We start from the raw sequence: 19,676 nt of genomic DNA, 5'->3' as shown, positions 1-19,676 counted from the left end.
CGGACCGTGGACATCAGCAAGACGGCCGCACCGGACCGGCCGGCCGGCTCTCCGGTCGCACCCGACGCCCTCTACCGGCCCAGCGACCACGAACGGGAGCGGCAGCGCTACCGCCGCTCCCGCAAACGCCGCCACACCTGGGTCTCCCTCCTGTGCACCCTGCTCGGCCTGACGGCCGTGGGCGCGGCCGCGATCGCCTCGCCGGGCTGGGAACGCGTCGACAGCCTGTTCTTCGACGGCGCCGAGCTCCGCTCCGCCTTCCCCGACCTCCTGCGGGGCTTCTGGCTCAACATCCAGATGTTCCTCGTCGCCGAGGTGCTGATCCTCGTCCTGGGGCTGCTGATCGCCCTGGTACGGGTCACCCGCGCGCCGGGTCTCCAGCCGCTGCGGCTCGCCGCCACCGTCTACGTGGACGTCTTCCGCGGCGTGCCGACCCTGCTCCTCGTCTTCCTCGTCGGCTTCGGACTGCCGGCGCTCCAGCTCCAGGGCACCCCCTCCGAGCCGTGGGTCCTCGGCGTCATCGCCCTGGTCCTCTCCTACACGGCCTACGTCGCCGAGGTGTTCCGGGCGGGACTGGACTCGGTCCACCCCGCGCAGCGGAACGCCGCCCGGGCCCTGGGCCTCAACGAGCGGCAGACCCTGCGGCACGTCGTGCTGCCCCAGGCGGTGCGCAACGTGCTCCCACCCCTGCTCAACGACTTCATCGCCCTGCAGAAGGACACCGCGCTGGTCGCCGTCCTCGGCCCGCTCGAAGCGCTGCGGGCCGCGCAGATCAAGGCGGACTACGACTTCAACTACACCCCGTACCTGGGAGCGGCCCTCTTGTTCATCGCGGTGACCATCCCGCTCACCCGCCTCGCCGACCGGCTCCAGCGGCGGGCCGCGCGGCGCACCCGGGCGGGGGCGGACCGATGAGCGGGCCGCTGCTACGCATCCGCGGCCTCCGCAAGCAGTACGGGGAGCGGCTGGTGCTGCGCTCGGTCGACCTGGACGTCGCCGAGCACGAGGTCGTCTGCCTGATCGGCGGTTCGGGCTCGGGCAAGTCGACCCTGCTGCGCTGCGTGGACCTGCTGGAGGTCGTCGACGACGGCACCGTCCATCTGGGGGAGACCGAGCTGACCGACCCCCGGCTGGACCCCGACGTCGCCCGCAGGCGGATCGGCATCGTCTTCCAGGCGTACAACCTGTTCCCGCACCTGAGCGTGCTGGACAACATCACGCTCGCGCCCCGCCAGGTCCACGGCGTCCCGCGCAGGAAGGCCGAGGGCTCGGCCCGGGAGCTCCTGGACCGCCTCGGACTCGCGGACAAGGCGCACGAACACCCCGACCGGCTGTCCGGCGGACAGCAGCAGCGCGTGGCGATCGCCCGCGCCCTGGCCACCGAACCGGAGCTGCTGCTCTTCGACGAGATCACCTCCGCCCTCGACCCCGAACTGGTCGGCGAGGTCCTGGACGTCGTCGCCGACCTCAAGGGGCGCGGCCTGACCATCCTGATGGCCACGCACGAGATGGACTTCGCCCGGCGGGTCGCGGACCGGGTCTGCTTCCTGGAGGGCGGCGTGATCGTGGAGCAGGGCACGGCGGAGCAGGTGCTCACCGCTCCGCGGGAGGAGGCCACCCGGCGCTTCCTCGCCCGCGCGCTCGACCGTCCCTGACCCCGCCCCTCCCGCGGACCGCGAAAGCCGGCCCCGCCTCCGCCCGGGGGAGGGGCCGGCTTCGTCGAACGGACACGCCCGATCGACATCGGCAGGCTCGCGTACCGGACGAACTCCTCGACGCCCTTGCGCAGGGTGCCCGACGCGCGTCAGGCCCTCGGACACGGTGCTCTTGCTCCGCCCGGATCACGCGGCGATCTCGTCCACGGTCCCGCCGGCACTCGGCGCACCACCACGCCCGTTCCCCGTGCACCCGCTTGGGCCGCTCGGCGTCGTTGTCGCGGTGCTGGAAAGCGGGCTTGGACTCCAGACCTTGCGGGCACCGGGCCGAGACACTGACGGGACTTGTTGTCGAACGCGGGCGCCTCCAGCACCTCCGGCCGGTCCGATCGACCGGCTTGGTGTGCACGTGCCGAACCGGGGGCCGATGTTCGGTTCGGCCCCGAGAAATTTCCGCACCCGCTCGGACGGCAGACGTCACACGACGATGACGCGGCGTCCGCGCGTGTGTCCGGCCTTGCTGTCGAGGTGTGCCGCCGCGGCCTCGCCGAGTGTGTACGACCGCGCGACGGGGATGTGCAGCTTCCCGCGCGCGATGAGGGCCGCGGCCTCGGCGAGCGCGTCCGGCACGCTCCCGGCCACGCCGGAGAAGCGGACGCCGAAGGCGGACGCGCCGAGATCCGCGATGGTGACGACCTTGCGCGGGTCCCCGGTCAGCTCGACCAGTTCGGGGACGACGCCCGAGCCGGACAGGTCGAGGGCGGCATCGACGGGACCGAGCCGCCGCACACGTTCCGTCCAGCCGTCGCCGTACGTCGTGGCGAGGGCGCCGAGGCCACGCAGGTAGTCCTGGTTCGCGGCACTCGCCGTGCCGATCACCTCGATGCCGCGGTCGCGGGCGATCTGCAGCACCGCCGAGCCGACTCCCCCGGCCGCGCCGCTCACCAGCAGGGTCTGCCCCGGCTCCACGCCGACCTCGCGGATGACGCGCAGGGCCGTCTCCACCACGGACGGGTATCCGGCCGCCTCCTCGAAGGTCAGGCCCCCGGGCATCCGGGCCCAGGCGCCGAGCACGGCGAACTCGGCATACGTGTCCGCGCCTTCGCCGAACACATGGTCTCCGACCTCGACGCCCTCGACCCCTGCGCCCACCTCGTCCACGATCCCGGCGGCGTCGATGCCCACCCCCGCGGGCAGCTCGGTGGGGTGCGCTCCCAGGACCTGGCCCTCGCGGATCCGCCAGTCGACGGGGTTCACACCTGCCGCCCGTACGGCGATACGTATCTGGCCGGGGCCCGGGTGGGGCTTCTCGGCGTCGATGAGACGGAGGACGTCCGGGCCGCCGAATTCGGCGAAGCTCACTTTCTTCATGCGATCGACCGTAGCACTAACGGTTAGCGTTTTGGAGTCGTTAGGTTTGCGTACTCGGTGGCGCTGATAGCGTGGGCGCATGACCGTGCCCACCGGACGCCGCGAGCGCAAGAAGGCCGCCACCCGCCAGAAGATCGCCGACGCGGCCCTGCGGCTGTTCCTGGAGCGCGGATACGACGCGGTGGGCATCCGCGACGTCGCCGCCGAGGCCGACGTCGCCGTGACCACGCTCTTCTCCCACTTCGCCTCGAAGGAGGCGCTGGTCTTCGAGCGGGACGACGACTTCAGGGAACGCCTCGTGCGGGCGGTCGCGGACCGGGGGCCGCGGGAACCGCTCATGCCCGCGCTGCGCCGTGAGGTCCACGCGATGGTCCGCCACTGCTCGGCGGAGGGCGCCGCCCCGATCTGGCGCATGATCGACGCGTCGCCCGCCCTGCGCACGTACGAGGAGTCCATGCGGCTGCGGCACGCGGACGCGCTGGCGACCGCCATCGCCGCCGAGCTCGCCCTGCCGGAGCCGACGACGGCGTGCCGCACGATCGCGCGGTTCGTGCTCGACGCGTACGCGCTGGGCCGCGAGGCGGCCGAGCCGGAAGCGGCGGTGGACGAGGTGTTCCGCATGGTCGAGGCGGCCTGGGAGGTCGCCCGGCCGCGCTGACCCGAGGCCGGCCGCCGAGTCGCGGCAGCGTGTCGCAGGCCTGCTGGACGAGGTGGTTGCCGCCGCCCGGGGCGCAGTTGGCCGGCGCGACGACGGCAGCCCTCGCCCCTGCGCCCGCGGGGACGGCCCCCCATGTCCCGGCGGAGTTCACCGCCGAGGTGATGACCCACCGGACAGGGCTCGGGGATATTGCCAAAGGCCGGTTTCCGTACCGCTTCCGGGTAGAAGGGCCGTAAACGGTTGTCCTGCCGTGCGAGGGCAGGAGGGGGTGGCGATGGAAGCGGCCAAGTGGTCGGTGGACCGTGAGCGCCTGGAGCAGTGGGTTCCCGAGGGGGAGCGGATGACGGCCGGCTGCGCGGTGACGTACGGGCGCTCGATGGGGGGCTTGGTACCGCGGCGCGCCTCGCTTCTGCTGACCGACCGCCGGGTGCGTGTGCTACGCCACCGGGGCAATGACCGCCGGTACGCCATACGTGGTGTTCTGTTCGAGATCATGCGCGGTGAGGCCGAGGCGGTGTGCAGTGATCCACGGGCGCGGGTGGAGTTCGACAAGGGACAGGAGATCGAGCTGCGCCGGCACGACGGCGGGGTGGAGCGCCTGCTGATCAGCCAGTGGGACGCCGTGCACGCCGAGGCCCTGTACGCGGCGTTTCCTCCTGAGAGCCGTGATCCGCAGTGACGTGACAGCGTCCCCCTTCCTCACCATCGGCCCGGTCTGTGCCGGTGGATCTCCCCTCCTTTCCGGCGCGCTCGGCTTGGTCCGGTCCAGCTCCCGGCCCGTGACCGCGCCCGGCGCACCTTCAGTGCAAACGCGACCTCCTCGACCGTCAGGGATGACCCGATGGCCAGGAGTCGTCCTCGCGTTCGCGGGAGTGTCGGGGGCGCCGGGCACTGTGACGGCGGGGGAGCGAGCCGATGACCCTGCCCGTGCCGAAGCTTCCGCCCTTCTCGCTCCGTCGGTCTCCGGACCCTGACCGGTGGTGCCGTCACGCCTCCCCCGCCGGTGGGAAGCGACATCGCTTCCCACCGGCACAACGGGCAACCCGGTGGACCTGTGCGGTCACAGCCCTAGTCGAGCGGGTCGAGCGTCACGTACGCCTGCTGCGGGTTGCCGTCGTGCACCAGCGACTCGTGCGCGCCGACGTCGTCGAAGGCGAAGCCGTACGCCTTGCCGTCCACCATCCGCTCGTGGATCGCGCGGGAGTAGTGGTTGGTCACCGCGTCCTTGTAGAACCCGGCCGACGAGGCGTCCGGCTGATTGGGATTGGTGAGCAGGGTGGAGCGGTTGTACCCCGCGCAGAGCGTGCGGGAGATGGGGCCGCGCACCTGGTCGTTCGGGGCGTCCAGGAGCTTGTAGCAGCCGAAGACGCTGTCCGAGTCGGGCTTCTGGAAGGAGGTGACGACCTGCCCGGCGCCGTTGGTGAAGTTCATGACGTTGCCCGAGACCCGCCCGTAGTACTTCACGGACGGCTGGTTCGCGAAGGGCGTCACGGTCAGGGTCGACGTGGCGTACTTGCTCCAGACGCGGTTGACGTAGTCGTTCATCACCCCGGCCGGCAGCCCGCCGGCCTCGATGCCGTGGCCCGGGGCGAGCGCGCGCAGCACCGTGCCGTCGGAGCGGGTCTGCACCAGGCCGCCCCAGCCGCCGGGCTGGGCGCGCAGCGCGTCGAAGAAGCCCCGGTACCCGCCGGGCTTGAGGCGCCCCGCGTTCGCGACGGAGCCGTCGGGGCGCTTCACGCCCACCGCGTACGGCGCCGAGACCATGTCGACCTGGGTGCTGTTGAGCCAGAGGCCCGCGTCGTTGAGCGTGTATTCGGACCAGTTGAAGAGGATGTTCCTGTTGGGGTCGCTCGGGTTCTGGACCGCGGGCTGCACGAGCCCGCCCGTCGCCACCTTGAAGTTCAGCTTCTGGCCGTAGCTGAAGTAGACCCGACCCGAGAACTTCGGCAGCCGGATCGTCATCGACCTGCCGTTGGCCGGACCGGCTATGGAGGCGTCGGGCGCCGGGCTGGGGACGGAGCCCCCGGCCGGCCAGGGGTGGAAGGTCCCGTTGGCGTCCGCCCACCCCTGCCGGCCCGTCGAGAGCTCGGTGCCGAGGTTGTAGACGTACACCTGCTCCCCGCGACCGGAGTTGTTCGTGAAGGTGAGCGGGATGGTCGCGGGGACGGCGGCCTCGGCGGGGTCGGAGGAGACGGCGACGGTGACGCCGGTGCCGACCAGCGCGGCGGCCGCCAGGAGGGGGACGAGTCGGACGCGCGTGCGCCTGTGACGTGCGGACACGTGGGGCTCCTCGGAGGTGGGGGGAATCCGTGTGGGGGGAATCCAGGGGGACCGCGTTCTGCGGAACGCGCTTGAGAGCGCTCTCAAGGATGGGAGGGTGGGATGGACCTGTCAATGGCCGCGGCGGATCCGAGGGCGCTCGGCAGGACGTCCCGCCCCGCCCTCCCGACGTACGGGCGACAGAATTTGATCGTTTTATTGCATTTCAGGTACGGCCGTCGGTCGCTTTATGCGACCGGAATGACCGGTGGCGGTTGTCCTTTCGGCAAGGTCACACGGGCAACCCGAACTGACTATGCTCACCGGTGTGTTGCGCAGCGCTCACAGCGAGTCATGAACGCCGTGGGTGCGCGGACGGAGTACGGCCGCGAAGGAAAGCGCCCGCCGGCGCCCTTTCCGGAGCGACCCCCGGGTTTCCGCCCGTCGGGTTTTCATCGGAGCACGCGTACACATGCCCGAATGAAGTCCGTCTCCGCCCCTTTCGGCGCACCGCACCCCCACGGTCCGCTCATTCCAGACTTCTTAGGGACCCTCCTGATGGTTCGTGCAGGTTCGATTTCCAGATCCCGGCCGGCTCCGGTCGTCCGGGAATGGCTCCTCCCCCCGGGAGTTCTGGCGGGAGCCTCCCTGATCGCGCTCCTCCTTTCCCCTGCACAGATACGGACACCGGTCGCCTGGTGCGGTCTCGCCGCGGTCGCCCTGACGGCGCTCACCTCGGCCGGGACCGCGCGCCGGGTGCGCGCGGCGGAGGCGGCCCGCCACACCCGGGCGAGGGCCGAGGCGGAGAGGTACTACGAGCAGCGCGAGGCCGCCCTGCTCGGACGCCTCGCCGACCAGCGGGCCACCACCGTCTGGCTCGCCGAGGAGCTCCTGCCCGCGGCCGTCGCCCGCCTGAAGAGGGGCGACCTCGCCTCGGACATCCTGCGCGCCGTCGACTTCGGCAAGCACCTCGACAAGGAGTTCACCGAAGCGCTCAAGGGAGCCCTGCGGGCCCTCCTGGAGGCGGTCGAGGCCGAGGAGCACACCCGCGACGCCTCCCAGCGGGCGCTCGTCGCCGTCGCGCGCCGCGTCCAGGCGATCGTGCACCAGCTCGCCAAGGACCTGCACGCCATGCAGATCCTCCACGGCAACGACATCGTGGTCTCCCGCGGCCTCCAGGACGTCGACCACCGCAACGCCCTGATCGGCCGCCTCGCGGCCAGCATCGCGGTCCTGGGCGACGCCCGCCCCGGACGCCAGTGGTCGAAGACGATCCCGCTCTACGACATCCTGCGCGGAGCCATGTCGCGCATCGTGGACTACCCCCGCGTCAAGCTGCAGGCGGTGGCGGAGGTGGCCGTGGTCGGCCCCGGTGCCGAGCCGCTGATGCACCTGTTCGCCGAACTCCTCGACAACGCCACGTCGTTCTCGCCGCCCCACGCCCCCGTGGAGGTCACCGCCAACGAGGTGCCCTCCGGCGTCGTGGTCGAGATCGAGGACCGGGGCGTCGGCCTCACCGAGGAGGTCAGGCAGCGCGTCGAGCGCGTCATGGCGCAGTCGCAGCGCACCATCCAGCTGGCCAGCCTCGGCGAGGTGACCCAGCTCGGCCTGCCCGTCGTCAGCCGCCTCGCCCGCGAGCACGGCTGCGAGGTCCACCTGCGCACCTCCGCCTACGGAGGCGTACGGGCCGTCGTGCTCGTCCCCCGGAACCTGATCACCACGATGCCCCCGTCCGCCCTGCGGCCCAACGACTTCGCCCGCAGGCGCGCGAACGGCCCGACCGGCCCCGTGAGCGGACCGTACCGGCCCGCGGGCGGCCCGACCCGGCCCGCGCCGGTGCCCACGCCGACGCCCCCGCCCCTGCCGTCCCCCGCCCTCGCCATGGAGACCGGCGAGGTCAGGAAGGCCCCCAACGGCCTTCCGCAGCGGCGGCGCGAGTCGCCCGTCCCGATCCCGGTCGTGGTGACGGGCCCCACGCCCCCCGCCGTACCGGCCTCCTCCAAGCCGTCGCCCCAGCCGGGCCTGATGTGGGAGGCGTTCAACGGCGAGAAGAGAGCGGCCGCCGAACCTTCCCCTTCCCCCAACGAGCCTTCAGATGAGGTCGAGTAACATGCAGCCACTGCCCAACATGGACTGGATGCTCACGGAGCTCGTCAACAGCGTTCCGTTCGTGCGCCACGTGGTCATCCTCTCGGCGGACGGACTCAGCATCGGGCAGGCGAACACGGCGCCCGACACCGCCGACGCCATCGCCGCCGCCTGCTCCGGCATCCAGAGCCTGGCCCGGGCCATCGCCCAGATGTTCCCGCACGGCGACGGCTCGACGCGGATGGTCGGCATCGAGGCCGACGGAGGCTACTTCTCCCTGATGGCGGCCGGCCCCGGCGCCTACCTCGCGGTCCTCGCCGACCAGGAGGTGGACGCCGGACTGCTCGGCGACCGCATGCGGACGCTGGTGGCCCGGATCGGCCAGCACATGACCAGCCCGCCCCGGCAGGACGTCAGGCAGGCGATGTGACATCGGAGAATCCGGGCCCCTGGAATGAAGGCAACCCCGTTCCGCTCTACGTCATCACCGGCGGCTCCGGTTCCTCGCCCAAGGGCTTCAACCTGGTCACCCTGATCGTGGCGCGGTCGGCGCCCGACCCCTCGATGCAACCCGAGCAGGCCGCCATCCTCACGATGTGCGCGTACCCGCTCTCGGTGGCCGAGCTGTCGGCCTACCTCAGCCTTCCGTTCAGCGTCGTCACCGTGCTGCTCGTCAAACTCGTCGAGAACGAACGGGTCGAGGCCATCGCACCCGTGCCGGTGGCGGCCTTCCCCGAACGCGGCCTACTGGAGGCGGTGATCCATGGACTACGCAAGCTCTGACACGCTCGTTCCCGGCCCGCGCGGCACCGACAAGCTGCTGCCGCACAGCGCCAGGGGCGTCAAGGTCGTGATCGTCGGCGGCTTCGGCGTCGGCAAGACGACCATGGTCGGGACGGTGAGCGAGATCCCGCCCCTGACCACCGAGGAGACCATGACGCAGGCGGGCGTCGGGATCGACCACAACCCCGGCGCCGAAGGCAAGAACACCACGACCGTCGCGCTGGACTTCGGACGGATCAGCATCAACCAGGAGCTGGTCCTCTACCTGTTCGGCACCCCGGGACAGGAGCGCTTCTGGTTCCTGTGGAACGGCATCTTCGAAGGGGCGCTCGGCGCGGTGGTCCTCGTCGACACGCGCAGGATCGAGGTCTGCTTCGAGGTCATCACCCGCCTGGAGGACCGCCGCGTCCCCTTCGTCGTGGCCGTCAACACCTTCCCGGAGGCCCCGCAGTACCCCGTGGAGGAGCTGCGCACCGCCCTGGCCCTCGGCGAATCCGTGCCCCTCGTCACCTGTGACGCACGGGACCGGGCGTCCTGCCGCGACGCCCTGCTCTCGCTGATGGACTACCTGCACACCCTCGTCGCCGCCCAGGAGACCGCATGACCTTCCCACCCGCCGAACACGCCACCGCGCAGGCGGGCCGGATCCCGCCCCCCGGCTGCCCGGCCCACGCCGCCGCCGGAACCGACGGGCCGACCCGGCTCTACGGCGAGGCGGCGGCCACGGACCCCATGGGCCTGTACGAGGAACTGCGGGCCGCCCACGGCCCGGTGGCACCCGTCCTGCTCGACGGCGACGTGCGCGCCTGGCTCGTCCTGGGATACCTGGAGAACCGCGACGTGGCCAGCCGCCCGACCCAGTTCTCCCGCGACCCCCGCGTCTGGCACGGCTGGCGGAGCGGGGAGATCGACCCCGCCACCTCGCCGCTCATGCCGATGATCGGCTGGCGCCCCGACTGCGTCTGCGCGGACGGCGAGGAGCACCAGCGGCTGCGCGGCGCGGTCACGGCCGGCCTCAGCCAGTTCGACCACCGGGGCGTCCGCCGCCACATCACCCGCTTCGCCCACCAGGTGATCGACGGGTTCTGCGAGAAGGGCGAGGCCGAGCTGGTCGGGCAGTTCACCGAGCACCTGCCCATGCTCACCCTCATCCACCTGCTCGGCATGGCGGACGAGGAGGCCCCCGAGCTGGTGCACGCCGCCCGGGACCTCTTCAAGGCCACCGAGACGTCGCTCGCCAGCAACGCCTTCGTCCTGGAGAGCCTCGAACGGCTCGTCGCCGCCAAGCGCGCCCACCCGGGGCACGACATCGCCTCCGCCCTGATGGCCCACCCCGCCGGCCTCACGGACGAGGAGGTCCAGCACCACCTGCGCCTCATCCTGCTCGCCGGGTACGAGACGACCGCCAACCTCATGTCCAACGTCCTGCGGATGGTCCTCACCGACCCCCGGTTCCGCGGGTCGCTGGCCGGCGGTCAGATGACCCTGCCCGAGGCCGTGGAGCAGGTCCTCTGGGACGAGCCGCCGCTGATGGTGTGTCCGGGCCGCTGGGCCAACAGCGACACCACCCTCGGCGGACAGGAGATCAAGGCGGGGGACATGCTCCTCCTGGGCCTGGCGGCGGGGAACGTCGACGAGACGATCCGGCCGGACCCGGCGGCCCCCGTGCACCACAACCGGGCGCACCTGTCCTTCAGCGCCGGTACGCACGAGTGCCCCGGCCAGGACATCGGCCGCATCATCGCCGACGCCGGCATCGACATCCTGCTCACCCGGCTGCCGGACGTGGCCCTCTCCGTACCGGAGGAGAGCCTCGCCTGGCGCTCCAGCACCTGGGCCCGGCACCTGACGGCGCTGCCCGTGAGCTTCTCCCCACGTCCTCCCCGGGCCGACGACGGTCCGGCCCCGCTCCCTGCCCCGCCCGTCCAGAGCGACGGGGTGCCGCCGGTGCCGCCGGTGCCGGCGGGCGCGCCCGGAGGGACCCGCCCGCCCGAGGCCCGTGCCTCGTGGTGGACGCGGGTGAAGCGCCTGCTGGGCGGGCGGTAGGAGCCGGCGGCGGGGGCCGGGCCCCCGCCGCCGTCACTCCTGGAAGGAGACGTCCGAGGCGGTGTAGCGGGGCGCGCCGGTGTACCAGGCGTGGATCCCGGAGAGGAACCCGCAGGCCCCCCGGATCCAGGCCTCCAGCTCCGCCTGCTCGCCCGGGGCGAGCCCGGCCCGCCGGACGAGGAGCGGCACCTCGTTCCGCCTGAGGTGCTCGAAGTCCCGCAGCCGGGCGTTCACCAGGTTCAGGGCGGCGGGCACGGCGTCGTGGAGGGCGATCCCGAGGGACGTCCCGACGACCACGACCAGGTTGTTGACGTCGTTCTCCTCGTGGACCTCCCGCTCGTAGGAGGCGATGTCGTTCGCGAGCCCCATGAAGTCCATGAAGGCGTCGAGGAGGGCGCGGACGGTCCGGCTGTGCCGGATCTGCTCGGGTATGCGCGCGCCGGTCGCCAGCTCGACGGAGTAGGGGGCGGTGTGGGCGGCGAAGCTCTCCCGCCGGAACGGGGCGTAGTCGATGAGGTGGGGGACGCGGCCGGTGCGGCTGTTGGCCAGCTCCTCGACCCCCGCGTCGACGTATCTGGCCAGGGCCCGGTTGAAGTCGTGCCGCCAGTGGGCGAGTCCCGGCGGGAAGAGGTGCTGCTGCAGGTCGGCGATGCCCCGCTCGACGGCGTTCACCGGCTCCGGCAGCCGGGCGTCGGGCTCGGGCCGCAGGAAGGCGTGCAGCCGGGCGGTGAAGAGCCGCGCGCCGGGCAGGTCACCGGTCTGCTTGAAGGCCGAGGCGAAGTGGTCGTCCCAGGCCAGGGCCCATATGTTGAACCGGTGGTTGAGCCGGAGGGCGGGCAGCGGGGCGTCGGGGAGCGTCCAGGCGGTCAACTGGTCGACGGTCATGGCGTGGAACTTGGCCCGGGACCATATGGCCGGGTGGCCGGGCAGCTCCCCGTGCCCCTCCAGCATGCCCATCTCGCGCGCCCAGGTCTCGCTCTCCCGGTGCAGGTCCGACAGGTACGGGTTCACCCGCAGCGGGTGGGGCATCCACAACTGCGGGAGTTCGACGGTGCGCACGGTCATGGGGACCGACCTCCTTCTCTCCTCGGCCCGCCCGGTGCACGGACCGCCATGCGGTCGGCCCGGCCGGGGGAAGGCGGTCCGCATGACGACCACCCCTGTCGCGAGGCGCGGGCGATGCCCGGTCCGCAACCCTCCAAACCTGCCCGCCGCGAATGACCGGTAACCACCCAAGCATTTCTGACCGCCAATCAGAAGGGGTTCACCCGCGGAACAGAACGGTCCTTTCCGTGCGCGTTCCGCGCACCCGCGTCGGCGGCACGGTCGGGGGACGCCACGGAACGGTCCCGTCCTCCGGGGGCGCGGGAGTCCGGACGACCAGTGTGTAAGGGGCGCTGCCAGTGGAAGGCGCTACGGGAATCCGTCCTTCCGCCGGTGCATGCCGGAACCCCCGGCGGGTAGCCGCCGTCCGGCAGGCGTCACCCCCGTGAGGCAGGAGCACCATGGCAACCACCGGACGACTCTTGCCAGTGCCGGAGCGGAGCGGAGCACCCGACGCGACGGTGCGGATCGCTTCCGTACCCGCCGGACACGTCTACGTGCGCCACTGCTCGGACGCCTCGGCGTCGGACGGGGTCGTCCGCCTCGCGGACCCGCGCCCCAACGGGGCGCCCAGCACCTCCCAGCGCTGGTGGCCGCCGGTCATGCTCGACCCGGACTGGGTGCACGCCCGGCACGCCGACTTCGACGTGTTCCACCTGCACTTCGGTTTCGACGCGCAGTCGCCGCGGGACCTGGACTCCCTCGTACGGGCCCTCCGGAAGTACGGCAAACCGCTGGTGTACACCGCGCACGACCTGCGCAACCCCCACCAGCCCGACCCGGCGCCCCACGACGCCGCCCTGGACGTCCTGGTCCCGGCCGCCGACCACCTGATCACCCTCACCCCCGGCGCCGCGGCCGAGATCCGGCGGCGCTGGAACCGCACGGCGACGGTCCTGCCCCACCCGCACGTCGTCGAGGAGCCCCGCATCTCCCGGCCCCGCCCGCCCCGCGACCGCTTCCGCGTGGGCGTGCACGCCAAGAGCCTGCGGCCCAACATGTCCCTCCTGCCCGTCGTCCGCACGCTGGCGGCCGCCGTCGCGGACCTGCCGGAGGCGGAACTCCACGTGAACGTCCACCACGACGTGGACGACCCGGACGCGCACGCCTACGCCCCCGACGTGTCCGCGGAGCTGCGGGCCCTCGCCGAAGCGGGCCGCCTGCGCCTCCACGCGCACGACTACTTCGACGACGACCAGCTCTGGGACTACCTCACGGGGCTCGACCTGTCCGTGCTCCCCTACGCCTTCGGGACGCATTCCGGCTGGCTGGAGGCCTGCCACGACCTGGGGACCCCGGTGGCCGCCCCGTCCTGCGGCTTCTACGCCGAACAGCGTCCGTGCCTCTCCTACGGCCACACCGTCGAGGACGGCCTCGACGGGACGTCCCTGTACGACGCCGTGCGCGAGGCGTACCGGACGCGCCCGGAGTGGCGCGCCACCGCGGCGGGGCGCGCCGCCGAACGCACCGGGGTGGCCGCCGCGCACCGCGCGGTCTACCAAGAGCTCCTGGGATGAGCGCCCCCCTGCGCGTCGCCCTGATCGCCTCCTCCCGCTTCCCGATCAAGGAGCCCTTCGCCGGCGGTCTGGAGGCGCACACCTGGTCGCTCACCCGCGCCCTCCGGGCGCGCGGCCACCACGTCGAACTCTTCGCCGCCCCAGGCTCCGACCCGGCCCTCGGCGTCACGGAACTCCCCGTGCACCGGCCGGCGCTGAGCACCGCGGCCCGGTCCGACGTCAGCATGCCCGCACGGGAGTGGATGGACGAGCACCACGCCTACCTGCGGCTCATGCTGGACCTCGCGCGCGACGGCGGACGGCGCTTCGACCTCGTCCACAACAACAGCCTCCACCACCTGCCCGTCGCCATGGCCCCGGCCGTACGGGTGCCGGTGGTGACGACCCTGCACACGCCCCCCACGCCCTGGCTGGAATCGGCCATCCAGGCGGACCCGAACTGTCCCGTGACGTTCACCGCCGTCAGCGAGCACACCGCGTCCGTCTGGCGCCCGCTCGTCGCCGACGCCCGCGTGATCCGCAACGGCGTCGACACCGCCCTGTGGCCGGAGGGACCGGGCGGCGACCACCTCGTGTGGTCCGGCCGCATCGTGCCCGAGAAGGGACCGCACCTCGCCGCCGAGGCCGCCCGCAAGGCGGGGCGACGGCTCCTGCTCGCCGGACCCGTCGGCGACACGGACTACTTCACGACGTACCTGGCGCCGCTCCTGGACGAGGACGTCGCCTACGTCGGCCACCTCGACCGCCGCGACCTGGCCCGCCTCGTGGGCGGCGCGGCCGCCGCCCTGGTCACGCCGTGCTGGGACGAACCGTACGGTCTGGTCGTCGCCGAGGCCCTGTCCTGCGGGACGCCGGTGTGCGGCTTCGACCGCGGCGCCCTCGGCGAGATCCTCGACCCGGAGTGCGGCGCGCTCGTTCCGCCGGACGACGTCGGCGCGCTCGCCGAGGCCGTCGACGCCACCACGCGCCTGGACCGCCGCGCCGCCCGGAGGCGCGCGGAGCGCTTCTGCTCCCTGGAGGCCATGGCCGACGGTTACGCGTCCCTCTACCAGGAGCTCACGGCATGATCGGTGACACGACATGATCGGTTACACAGCATGATTGGTTACTACGTGCACCACCAGGGCCGGGGGCACCTGCACCGCGCCGTGTGCGTCGCCCGGCACGCGCGCGTCCCCGTCACCGGCCTCTCCTCCCTGGCCCGCCCCGACGACTGGCCGGGGGAGTGGATCCGTCTGCCCATGGACACCGGGGACGCGGCGGGACGCCCGGCCGGGACCGCGGACCCCACGGCCCGCGGAAGGCTCCACTGGGCGCCCCGCCACCACGAGGGGCTGCGGGGCCGCATGGGCGCGATCGCGGACTGGACCGCCCGGACCGGTCCCCGCCTCCTCGTGAGCGACGTCTCCGTCGAAGTGGCGCTCCTCGCGCGGCTCATGGGCGTCCCCGTGGTGGTCGCGGCCATGCGCGGCGACCGCTTCGACCCCGCCCACCGCCTGGGGTACGACCTGGCCGAGGCGCTCCTGGCGCCCTGGCCCGGCACGGTCCCCGAGCCCGACTGGCCGCGCCACTGGCTGGACAAGACCCTGCACACGGGGGCGTTCTCCCGCTACGACGGCCGGCCGCGCCCCCCGGCCCCGCCCCCGGGGCCCACCAGGGAGGCCGTCGTCCTGCTCGGGGCCGGGGGCAGCGGCATCGGCGCCGACGACCTGCGGCGGGCCGCCGAGGCGACCCCCGGCTGGACGTGGACGTTCCTGGGCGGCGCGGACGGCGGCCGGTGGACCGACGACCCCTGGCCGCTGCTGTGCCGGGCCGACGTCGTCGTGACCCACGCCGGCCAGAACGCCGTCGCCGAATGCGCCGCCGCCCGTACGCCCGCCGTCGTCGTCCCGCAGGACCGGCCCCACGACGAGCAACTGGCGACCGCCCGGGCGCTGCGGGCCGCCGGCCTGGCGACCGTGTGCGCGACCTGGCCCGCGCCCGGGGAGTGGGAGGGGATCCTGGACCGTACGGCGAAGCGGGACGGGGACCGCTGGTCCGTCTGGGCCCCGGGCGACGGCGCCCGGCGCGCGGCCCGTCTGCTCGACGACCTGGCCGCGGCGGAGCCGGGGGAGCGGAGGACGCCGTGCGCGTCGCGGTGATCACCCTGGTCGCCGGCCGTCACCGCCACCTCCGCCTCCAGCAGGACGGACTGGCGGCCGGGACGCGGCAGCCGGACCACTACCTGGTCGTCACCATGGCCGACCCGGACGCCGGGAAGGCGCTCGACGGCAGGAGGCCCGCCGCCGAAACGGTGGACGTCCCCGCCGGCCCCGGCGGACGCCTGCCCCTCGCGGCCGCCCGCAACGCCGGCGCCGCCCGGGCCCTGGCGGACGGGGCCGACCTGCTGGTGTTCCTCGACGTCGACTGCGTCCCGGGCCCCGGCCTCCTGGCGCGCTACGCCGAGACGGCCGCGGACGGCGCCCTGCTGTGCGGCACGGTCGCCTACCTGCCGCCGCCACCGCCGGACGGCTACCGCCTCGGGGAGCTCCCCGGGCTCGCGCCGCCCCACCCCGGCCGCCCGGCGCCCGGGGACGGCGAGGTGCTGCGCGGCGGCGACCACCGGCTCTTCTGGTCCCTCTCCTTCGCCCTGACTGCCGCCACCTGGCGGGACCTCGGGGGCTTCTGCGAGGACTACACCGGGTACGGCGGGGAGGACACCGACTTCGCCCGCACGGCGGCCGCCCGGGGCGTCGGCCTGTGGTGGGTCGGCGGCGCGCCCGCCCACCACCAGTACCACCCCGTCAGCAGGCCGCCCGTCGAGCACCTCGACGACATCCTGCGCAACGGCGCCGTCTTCAGGGACCGCTGGGGCACCTGGCCGATGGAGGGCTGGCTGCGCGACTTCGCGGACCTGGGGCTCGTCGTCCACGAGCCCGGTACCGACACCTGGCGCAGGACGCCGGAGGCGCGGTAGGGGCCGGCCCCGTTCCCGTACGCCGCCGCGCCCTTGACCGTGCTCGTGTCCGCTCCCGGCCTCTCGATCACCCACTTTCCTCCGGACGGACGCGGAAGGCGCCCGCGGCAGCCGCGAGGATCGCCGCCTCCGCGGCCCGTTCCGGGAGCCGCGGGTCCGGATCGGCGCGCAGGAGCACCAGTTGGTGGTAGAGCGGCGCCGTGGCGGCGATCAGCAGGCTCTGCGCGTCCGTGTGCCGTGCACTGGCCCGTACGGCACATCACCGAGCACGTACGGACGATCATGTCGGGGACCGTCGCCGAGCTGGAGGCGGCCGCCGCGCGGATCGACCGGCCCTGACACCGCGTCCTCGCGACTCCACCCGCACTCGTCCCGCGACGGTCGAGCAGCACTGCACGTCGTGGGCCGTAGCCGTAGCCGTAGCCGTACGAGAACAGGGCCTGCGGCGGATCACTGGATGCTCCAACGGTGCGGATGCCCGGGGTCGGCGGGGCAGGCGAACACGTTGAGCTCGCCCCAGCGGCCCACGGTGACCTGTGGGGGAGTGGCGCCGCCGCGGGCGGACCGGCCCTCGTCCTCCAGCGGTCTCCAGCTGCCGCTGCCGCCGTCCCATTCCGAACTGTCGACGGTCATCAGCAGGTGCATGGGCGTCGCGCAGGCCGGACAGATCGTACTGGTAGCCGGGCGGCTCCTCCGCGTCCTCGTCCTCCGCTTCCTCCGCCTCTTCTTCGAGCGCTTCCTCCCAGGCGTCGATCCGGGCGCACAGCCCCTCGGGCAGGACGCCGGCGAACGGGTAGGTGACCACCTGCTCCGGATGCGGCACGCAGGGCTCGGGCACGAAGCCGTCGGACCCGACGACCGGCGGCTGCGGCTGCGGGGCCAGCACCTCGCCGACCTCCCACGACCGCCGCCGGCGCAGGTGCGGCCCCAGGCCGTGGCGGCTCGGGCCGTGCGCGTCGAAGGGGCACCAGAACACCTGGAGCAGATCGCAGTCGTCCGGCCCCGCCGGCAGGTCGGGAACGTCCCGCCGGTACAACTGCGCGAGGCCGATCAGCGGCAGCGGGTCGGCCTCGGAGGCACCGGGGATCCGGTGCTCCCGGCGCAACTCGCCCAGGAGGTCCCGCTCCTCGTCCGTCGGACCGGAAGCCGGGTCGCGGGCCCACGCGGCGTCCAGGACCCGCCGGTGGCGGCGGATGTCGGCCGGCCGCCGCCCGCGCCCGCGGCCGTGCGCCTCGTCGCACACCGGCCACGGCTCGTCCGCCGGCCACAACAGGGGACCGCCCACGGAGCCGACCGAGGGGTCCGGTGCGCCCGGCCGCGGATGGAGCCGGGTCGTGGTCCCCCGGAAGGCGGCCAGTTCCGGGAAGAGCGCCTCGACGTCGAGGGGGCGCGGGGGCGTGGTCCTGGTCATGGGGGCACCCCCAGCCGCGTTGTCGTCACTCGCCAGGGCTCCGCCCTGCCTCCCTCCTCCGCCTTGCGATGCACGGCACCGGACACCGCTCCCTGATCCGGCCCGATCGACAAGACACCCCCTGGACGCCCGGCGGCCCCGGTCTCCGGATACCCCCTCGGCGTCCGGGGCGTGGGAGGCGCGGTCCGCTCACTCCACCGTCCCCCACCACGCCCCCGTCCGCCCCGCCCCCGGGGCCGGGTGGTCGGGGAGGTGGGTGTCCAGGGTGAGGCGGGAGACGATGCGGTAGCGGTCGCCGCGGTAGAGGGAGCGGACGTACTCGACGGGGCGGCCGGTCGTGTCGGAGGTGATCCGGTCGAAGAGCAGGGCGGGGGAGAGGACGGGGACGTCCAGGAGCACGGCCTCCTCCTCGCTCAGGACGGTCGGCTCGATCGACTGCACCGCGTGGGCCGTGCGGATGCCGCGCCGCTCGCGCAGGTGGGCGTAGAAGCCGCCCTCCATGTCGGCGGCGGTGAGGCCGGGGACCAGGTCGGCGGGGACGTGGAGGTGCTCCAGGGCGATCGGGGCGCCGTCGACGTGCCGGAGGCGGGTCACGTGCACCAGCTCCGCCGCCGGGGAGACCGCGAGCTTCCGGCCGATCCGGGCGCCGGCCCGTACCGTGCGCAGATCGAGCACCGTGCTCGTCCAGTCGCCCCGGCTCCGGGGCGCGCCCGCGCCCCGGTTCTCGGCGACCAGCTCCTGCGTGACCTTGTCGGGCGCCACGAACATGCCGCGGCCGTGCTCCCGTACCAGCAGGCCCGTCGCCACCAGCTCGTCGACGGCCGCGCGGAGCGTGGGGCGCGAGACGCCCAGGACCGCGCAGAGGGTGCGCTCGGAGGGGATGGCGTCGCCGGGGCGGCGGCCGTCGATCACGGTCAGCAGGTGCTCCCGCACCCGTTCCCGCTTGAGCTCCATGCCCGCCCCTCCCCGCCGTGCCGTCCGTCGCGGGTCAGTATGCATCCCCCTCGGTGGAGGAGGTCACGACGCCGTCGCGGGTGAAGTCCAGGCGGGAGACGATGCGGTAGCGGTCGCCCCGGTAGACCGAGTGGACGTACTCGACGGGCCGGCCCTCCGCGTCCAGGGTGAGGCGCTCGATGAGGAGCGCGGGGGAGAGGACGGGGACGTCCAGGAGCGCGGCCTCGTCCTCGCTGACGACGGTCGGCTCGATCGACTGGGTCGCCTCCTTGACCCGGACCCGGTGGTGCTCCCGCAGGTGGTCGTAGAGGTCGCCCGCCTCCAGCTCCTCCGGGGTGAGCGCGGCGCCGACGAGGTCCGCCGGGATGTGCAGGTGCTCGATGGCCATGGGCGAGCCGTCGACGAGCCGGAGGCGGGCGACGTAGAGCAGCTCGGCGGCGGGGGAGAGGCGGAGCCGGCGGCCGATGCGGGCGCCGGCCCGGATCGTGGCCGACTCCAGCACGGTGCTGGACCAGCTGCCCGAGGCGCGGGGCACGGCGAAGGCCGCCTCGTCCGGGGCGAGTTGCTGCACGATCTTGGCGGGGGCGACGAACATGCCGCGGCCGTGTTCCCGTACGAGCGCGCCCGTGGCGACGAGTTCGTCGACGGCCGCGCGCAGGGTGGGGCGGGAGACGCCGAGGGCGGCGCAGAGGGTGCGCTCCGACGGGATGGGGTCGCCCGGGCCGCCCGCCTCGATCAGGCCGAGCAGGTGCTCCCGTACCCGCTCCCGCTTCAGGACTCCGCTGGAGGAGCCGTCCTTCATGCCGTTCTCCCTGACTGATCAGTTGAACCTGACTGGTCAACTGGTAAGTGCGATGGTAACCCGGCGGCTTGA

18 protein-coding genes and 3 pseudogenes are annotated in these 19,676 nt (G+C 73.4%); 14 read left to right on the top strand and 7 right to left on the bottom strand.

The window, feature by feature from the left end; genetic code table 11:
• Positions 1-6 precede the first annotated feature (6 nt).
• Together ACIP5O_RS09940 and ACIP5O_RS09935 are read left to right on the top strand one after the other, a co-directional pair.
• Positions 7-915, top strand: a complete 909-nt coding sequence (locus ACIP5O_RS09940) for an amino acid ABC transporter permease (RefSeq protein ID WP_401290779.1) — start codon at positions 7-9, stop codon at positions 913-915.
• A complete protein-coding gene (locus ACIP5O_RS09935; protein WP_401290776.1) occupies positions 912-1,655 on the top strand; it encodes an amino acid ABC transporter ATP-binding protein in 744 nt (247 codons plus the stop codon). Before ACIP5O_RS09940 ends, ACIP5O_RS09935 begins: the two co-directional genes overlap by 4 nt.
• Before the next feature lie 477 nt (positions 1,656-2,132).
• Here the strand turns inward: ACIP5O_RS09935 and ACIP5O_RS09930 are convergent, their stop codons facing one another.
• Entirely contained in the window at positions 2,133-3,026 is an 894-nt protein-coding gene (locus ACIP5O_RS09930) for an NADP-dependent oxidoreductase (protein WP_401290774.1), read from the bottom strand.
• 79 nt (positions 3,027-3,105) lie between these two features.
• Between ACIP5O_RS09930 and ACIP5O_RS09925 the strand changes: the two genes are divergently transcribed.
• Together ACIP5O_RS09925 and ACIP5O_RS09920 are read left to right on the top strand one after the other, a co-directional pair.
• Entirely contained in the window at positions 3,106-3,684 is a 579-nt protein-coding gene (locus tag ACIP5O_RS09925) for a TetR/AcrR family transcriptional regulator (protein ID WP_401290772.1), read from the top strand.
• A gap of 274 nt (positions 3,685-3,958) precedes the next feature.
• Positions 3,959-4,363 carry a hypothetical protein gene (locus ACIP5O_RS09920; protein ID WP_401290770.1) on the top strand — a complete coding sequence of 135 codons (405 nt, stop codon included), beginning with the start codon at positions 3,959-3,961 and terminating at the stop codon, positions 4,361-4,363.
• Positions 4,364-4,752: 389 nt separating this feature from the next.
• Here the strand turns inward: ACIP5O_RS09920 and ACIP5O_RS09915 are convergent, their stop codons facing one another.
• Positions 4,753-5,919 carry a glycoside hydrolase family 64 protein gene (locus tag ACIP5O_RS09915; RefSeq protein WP_401290996.1) on the bottom strand — a complete coding sequence of 389 codons (1,167 nt, stop codon included), beginning with the start codon at positions 5,917-5,919 and terminating at the stop codon, positions 4,753-4,755.
• Between the two features lie 780 nt (positions 5,920-6,699).
• On the opposite strand from ACIP5O_RS09915, the gene ACIP5O_RS09910 reads away from it, so the two are divergent.
• The 5 genes from ACIP5O_RS09910 to ACIP5O_RS09890 are packed head-to-tail and all read left to right on the top strand — an operon-like array spanning position 6,700 to position 10,860.
• Positions 6,700-8,052 carry a sensor histidine kinase gene (locus tag ACIP5O_RS09910; RefSeq protein ID WP_401290767.1) on the top strand — a complete coding sequence of 451 codons (1,353 nt, stop codon included), beginning with the start codon at positions 6,700-6,702 and terminating at the stop codon, positions 8,050-8,052.
• Position 8,053: 1 nt separating this feature from the next.
• Positions 8,054-8,461 carry a roadblock/LC7 domain-containing protein gene (locus ACIP5O_RS09905; protein ID WP_260607026.1) on the top strand — a complete coding sequence of 136 codons (408 nt, stop codon included), beginning with the start codon at positions 8,054-8,056 and terminating at the stop codon, positions 8,459-8,461.
• Positions 8,458-8,814: a DUF742 domain-containing protein gene (locus tag ACIP5O_RS09900; RefSeq protein ID WP_365540493.1), complete on the top strand. Its 357-nt coding sequence runs from the start codon at positions 8,458-8,460 to the stop codon at positions 8,812-8,814. The genes ACIP5O_RS09905 and ACIP5O_RS09900 overlap by 4 nt, the downstream gene beginning before the upstream one ends.
• Entirely contained in the window at positions 8,795-9,418 is a 624-nt protein-coding gene (locus tag ACIP5O_RS09895; protein WP_125668279.1) for an ATP/GTP-binding protein, read from the top strand. Before ACIP5O_RS09900 ends, ACIP5O_RS09895 begins: the two co-directional genes overlap by 20 nt.
• Entirely contained in the window at positions 9,415-10,860 is a 1,446-nt protein-coding gene (locus ACIP5O_RS09890) for a cytochrome P450 (protein WP_401290765.1), read from the top strand. Before ACIP5O_RS09895 ends, ACIP5O_RS09890 begins: the two co-directional genes overlap by 4 nt.
• Positions 10,861-10,893: 33 nt before the next feature.
• On the opposite strand, the gene ACIP5O_RS09885 is transcribed toward ACIP5O_RS09890, so the two are convergent.
• Positions 10,894-11,925: a hypothetical protein gene (locus ACIP5O_RS09885; RefSeq protein WP_401290763.1), complete on the bottom strand. Its 1,032-nt coding sequence runs from the start codon at positions 11,923-11,925 to the stop codon at positions 10,894-10,896.
• A 440-nt stretch (positions 11,926-12,365) separates the two neighbouring features.
• On the opposite strand from ACIP5O_RS09885, the gene ACIP5O_RS09880 reads away from it, so the two are divergent.
• The 4 genes from ACIP5O_RS09880 to ACIP5O_RS09865 are packed head-to-tail and all read left to right on the top strand — an operon-like array spanning position 12,366 to position 16,437.
• Positions 12,366-13,481: a glycosyltransferase family 1 protein gene (locus tag ACIP5O_RS09880; RefSeq protein WP_401290761.1), complete on the top strand. Its 1,116-nt coding sequence runs from the start codon at positions 12,366-12,368 to the stop codon at positions 13,479-13,481.
• The gene (locus tag ACIP5O_RS09875) at positions 13,478-14,548 is read left to right on the top strand and encodes a glycosyltransferase (RefSeq protein ID WP_401290758.1); all 1,071 of its coding nucleotides are present in this window, start codon (positions 13,478-13,480) and stop codon (positions 14,546-14,548) included. Before ACIP5O_RS09880 ends, ACIP5O_RS09875 begins: the two co-directional genes overlap by 4 nt.
• 30 nt (positions 14,549-14,578) lie before the next feature.
• Positions 14,579-15,622 carry a glycosyltransferase gene (locus ACIP5O_RS09870; RefSeq protein WP_401290756.1) on the top strand — a complete coding sequence of 348 codons (1,044 nt, stop codon included), beginning with the start codon at positions 14,579-14,581 and terminating at the stop codon, positions 15,620-15,622.
• Entirely contained in the window at positions 15,607-16,437 is an 831-nt protein-coding gene (locus ACIP5O_RS09865) for a glycosyltransferase family 2 protein (protein ID WP_401290754.1), read from the top strand. Before ACIP5O_RS09870 ends, ACIP5O_RS09865 begins: the two co-directional genes overlap by 16 nt.
• A 67-nt stretch (positions 16,438-16,504) precedes the next feature.
• Here the strand turns inward: ACIP5O_RS09865 and ACIP5O_RS09860 are convergent.
• Positions 16,505-16,678: pseudogene (locus tag ACIP5O_RS09860) on the bottom strand (TetR family transcriptional regulator); the annotation flags it as partial.
• A gap of 2 nt (positions 16,679-16,680) precedes the next feature.
• Here ACIP5O_RS09860 and ACIP5O_RS09855 point away from each other — a divergent pair.
• A pseudogene (locus ACIP5O_RS09855) lies at positions 16,681-16,776 on the top strand (antibiotic acetyltransferase); the annotation flags it as partial.
• A gap of 111 nt (positions 16,777-16,887) precedes the next feature.
• Here ACIP5O_RS09855 and ACIP5O_RS09850 read toward each other — a convergent pair.
• The 3 genes and pseudogenes from ACIP5O_RS09850 to ACIP5O_RS09840 all read right to left on the bottom strand — a co-directional run bounded on the left by ACIP5O_RS09850 (position 16,888) and on the right by ACIP5O_RS09840 (position 19,604).
• Positions 16,888-17,848, bottom strand: a pseudogene (locus tag ACIP5O_RS09850) (hypothetical protein).
• 189 nt (positions 17,849-18,037) lie between these two features.
• On the bottom strand, positions 18,038-18,802 hold the full coding sequence (locus ACIP5O_RS09845) for a GntR family transcriptional regulator (RefSeq protein ID WP_401290751.1): 765 nt from the start codon (positions 18,800-18,802) through the stop codon (positions 18,038-18,040).
• Between the two features lie 34 nt (positions 18,803-18,836).
• A complete protein-coding gene (locus ACIP5O_RS09840; protein WP_356542146.1) occupies positions 18,837-19,604 on the bottom strand; it encodes a GntR family transcriptional regulator in 768 nt (255 codons plus the stop codon).
• Positions 19,605-19,676 lie beyond the last annotated feature (72 nt).

The sequence above is a fragment of the Streptomyces sp. NPDC088915 genome (assembly GCF_044749825.1).
Lineage (GTDB): Bacteria > Actinomycetota > Actinomycetes > Streptomycetales > Streptomycetaceae > Streptomyces.
This window is presented reverse-complemented; position numbering and strand designations above follow the sequence as displayed.

Coding starts and splice junctions, on each gene's coding strand:
- ACIP5O_RS09935 (WP_401290776.1), top strand. CDS start 912: ATGAGCGGGCCGCTGCTACGCATCCGCGGCCTCCGCAAGCAGTACGGG.
- ACIP5O_RS09930 (WP_401290774.1), bottom strand. CDS start 3,026: ATGAAGAAAGTGAGCTTCGCCGAATTCGGCGGCCCGGACGTCCTCCGT.
- ACIP5O_RS09925 (WP_401290772.1), top strand. CDS start 3,106: ATGACCGTGCCCACCGGACGCCGCGAGCGCAAGAAGGCCGCCACCCGC.
- ACIP5O_RS09920 (WP_401290770.1), top strand. CDS start 3,959: ATGGAAGCGGCCAAGTGGTCGGTGGACCGTGAGCGCCTGGAGCAGTGG.
- ACIP5O_RS09905 (WP_260607026.1), top strand. CDS start 8,054: ATGCAGCCACTGCCCAACATGGACTGGATGCTCACGGAGCTCGTCAAC.
- ACIP5O_RS09895 (WP_125668279.1), top strand. CDS start 8,795: ATGGACTACGCAAGCTCTGACACGCTCGTTCCCGGCCCGCGCGGCACC.
- ACIP5O_RS09890 (WP_401290765.1), top strand. CDS start 9,415: ATGACCTTCCCACCCGCCGAACACGCCACCGCGCAGGCGGGCCGGATC.
- ACIP5O_RS09885 (WP_401290763.1), bottom strand. CDS start 11,925: ATGACCGTGCGCACCGTCGAACTCCCGCAGTTGTGGATGCCCCACCCG.
- ACIP5O_RS09880 (WP_401290761.1), top strand. CDS start 12,366: ATGGCAACCACCGGACGACTCTTGCCAGTGCCGGAGCGGAGCGGAGCA.
- ACIP5O_RS09875 (WP_401290758.1), top strand. CDS start 13,478: ATGAGCGCCCCCCTGCGCGTCGCCCTGATCGCCTCCTCCCGCTTCCCG.
- ACIP5O_RS09870 (WP_401290756.1), top strand. CDS start 14,579: ATGATTGGTTACTACGTGCACCACCAGGGCCGGGGGCACCTGCACCGC.
- ACIP5O_RS09845 (WP_401290751.1), bottom strand. CDS start 18,802: ATGGAGCTCAAGCGGGAACGGGTGCGGGAGCACCTGCTGACCGTGATC.
- ACIP5O_RS09840 (WP_356542146.1), bottom strand. CDS start 19,604: ATGAAGGACGGCTCCTCCAGCGGAGTCCTGAAGCGGGAGCGGGTACGG.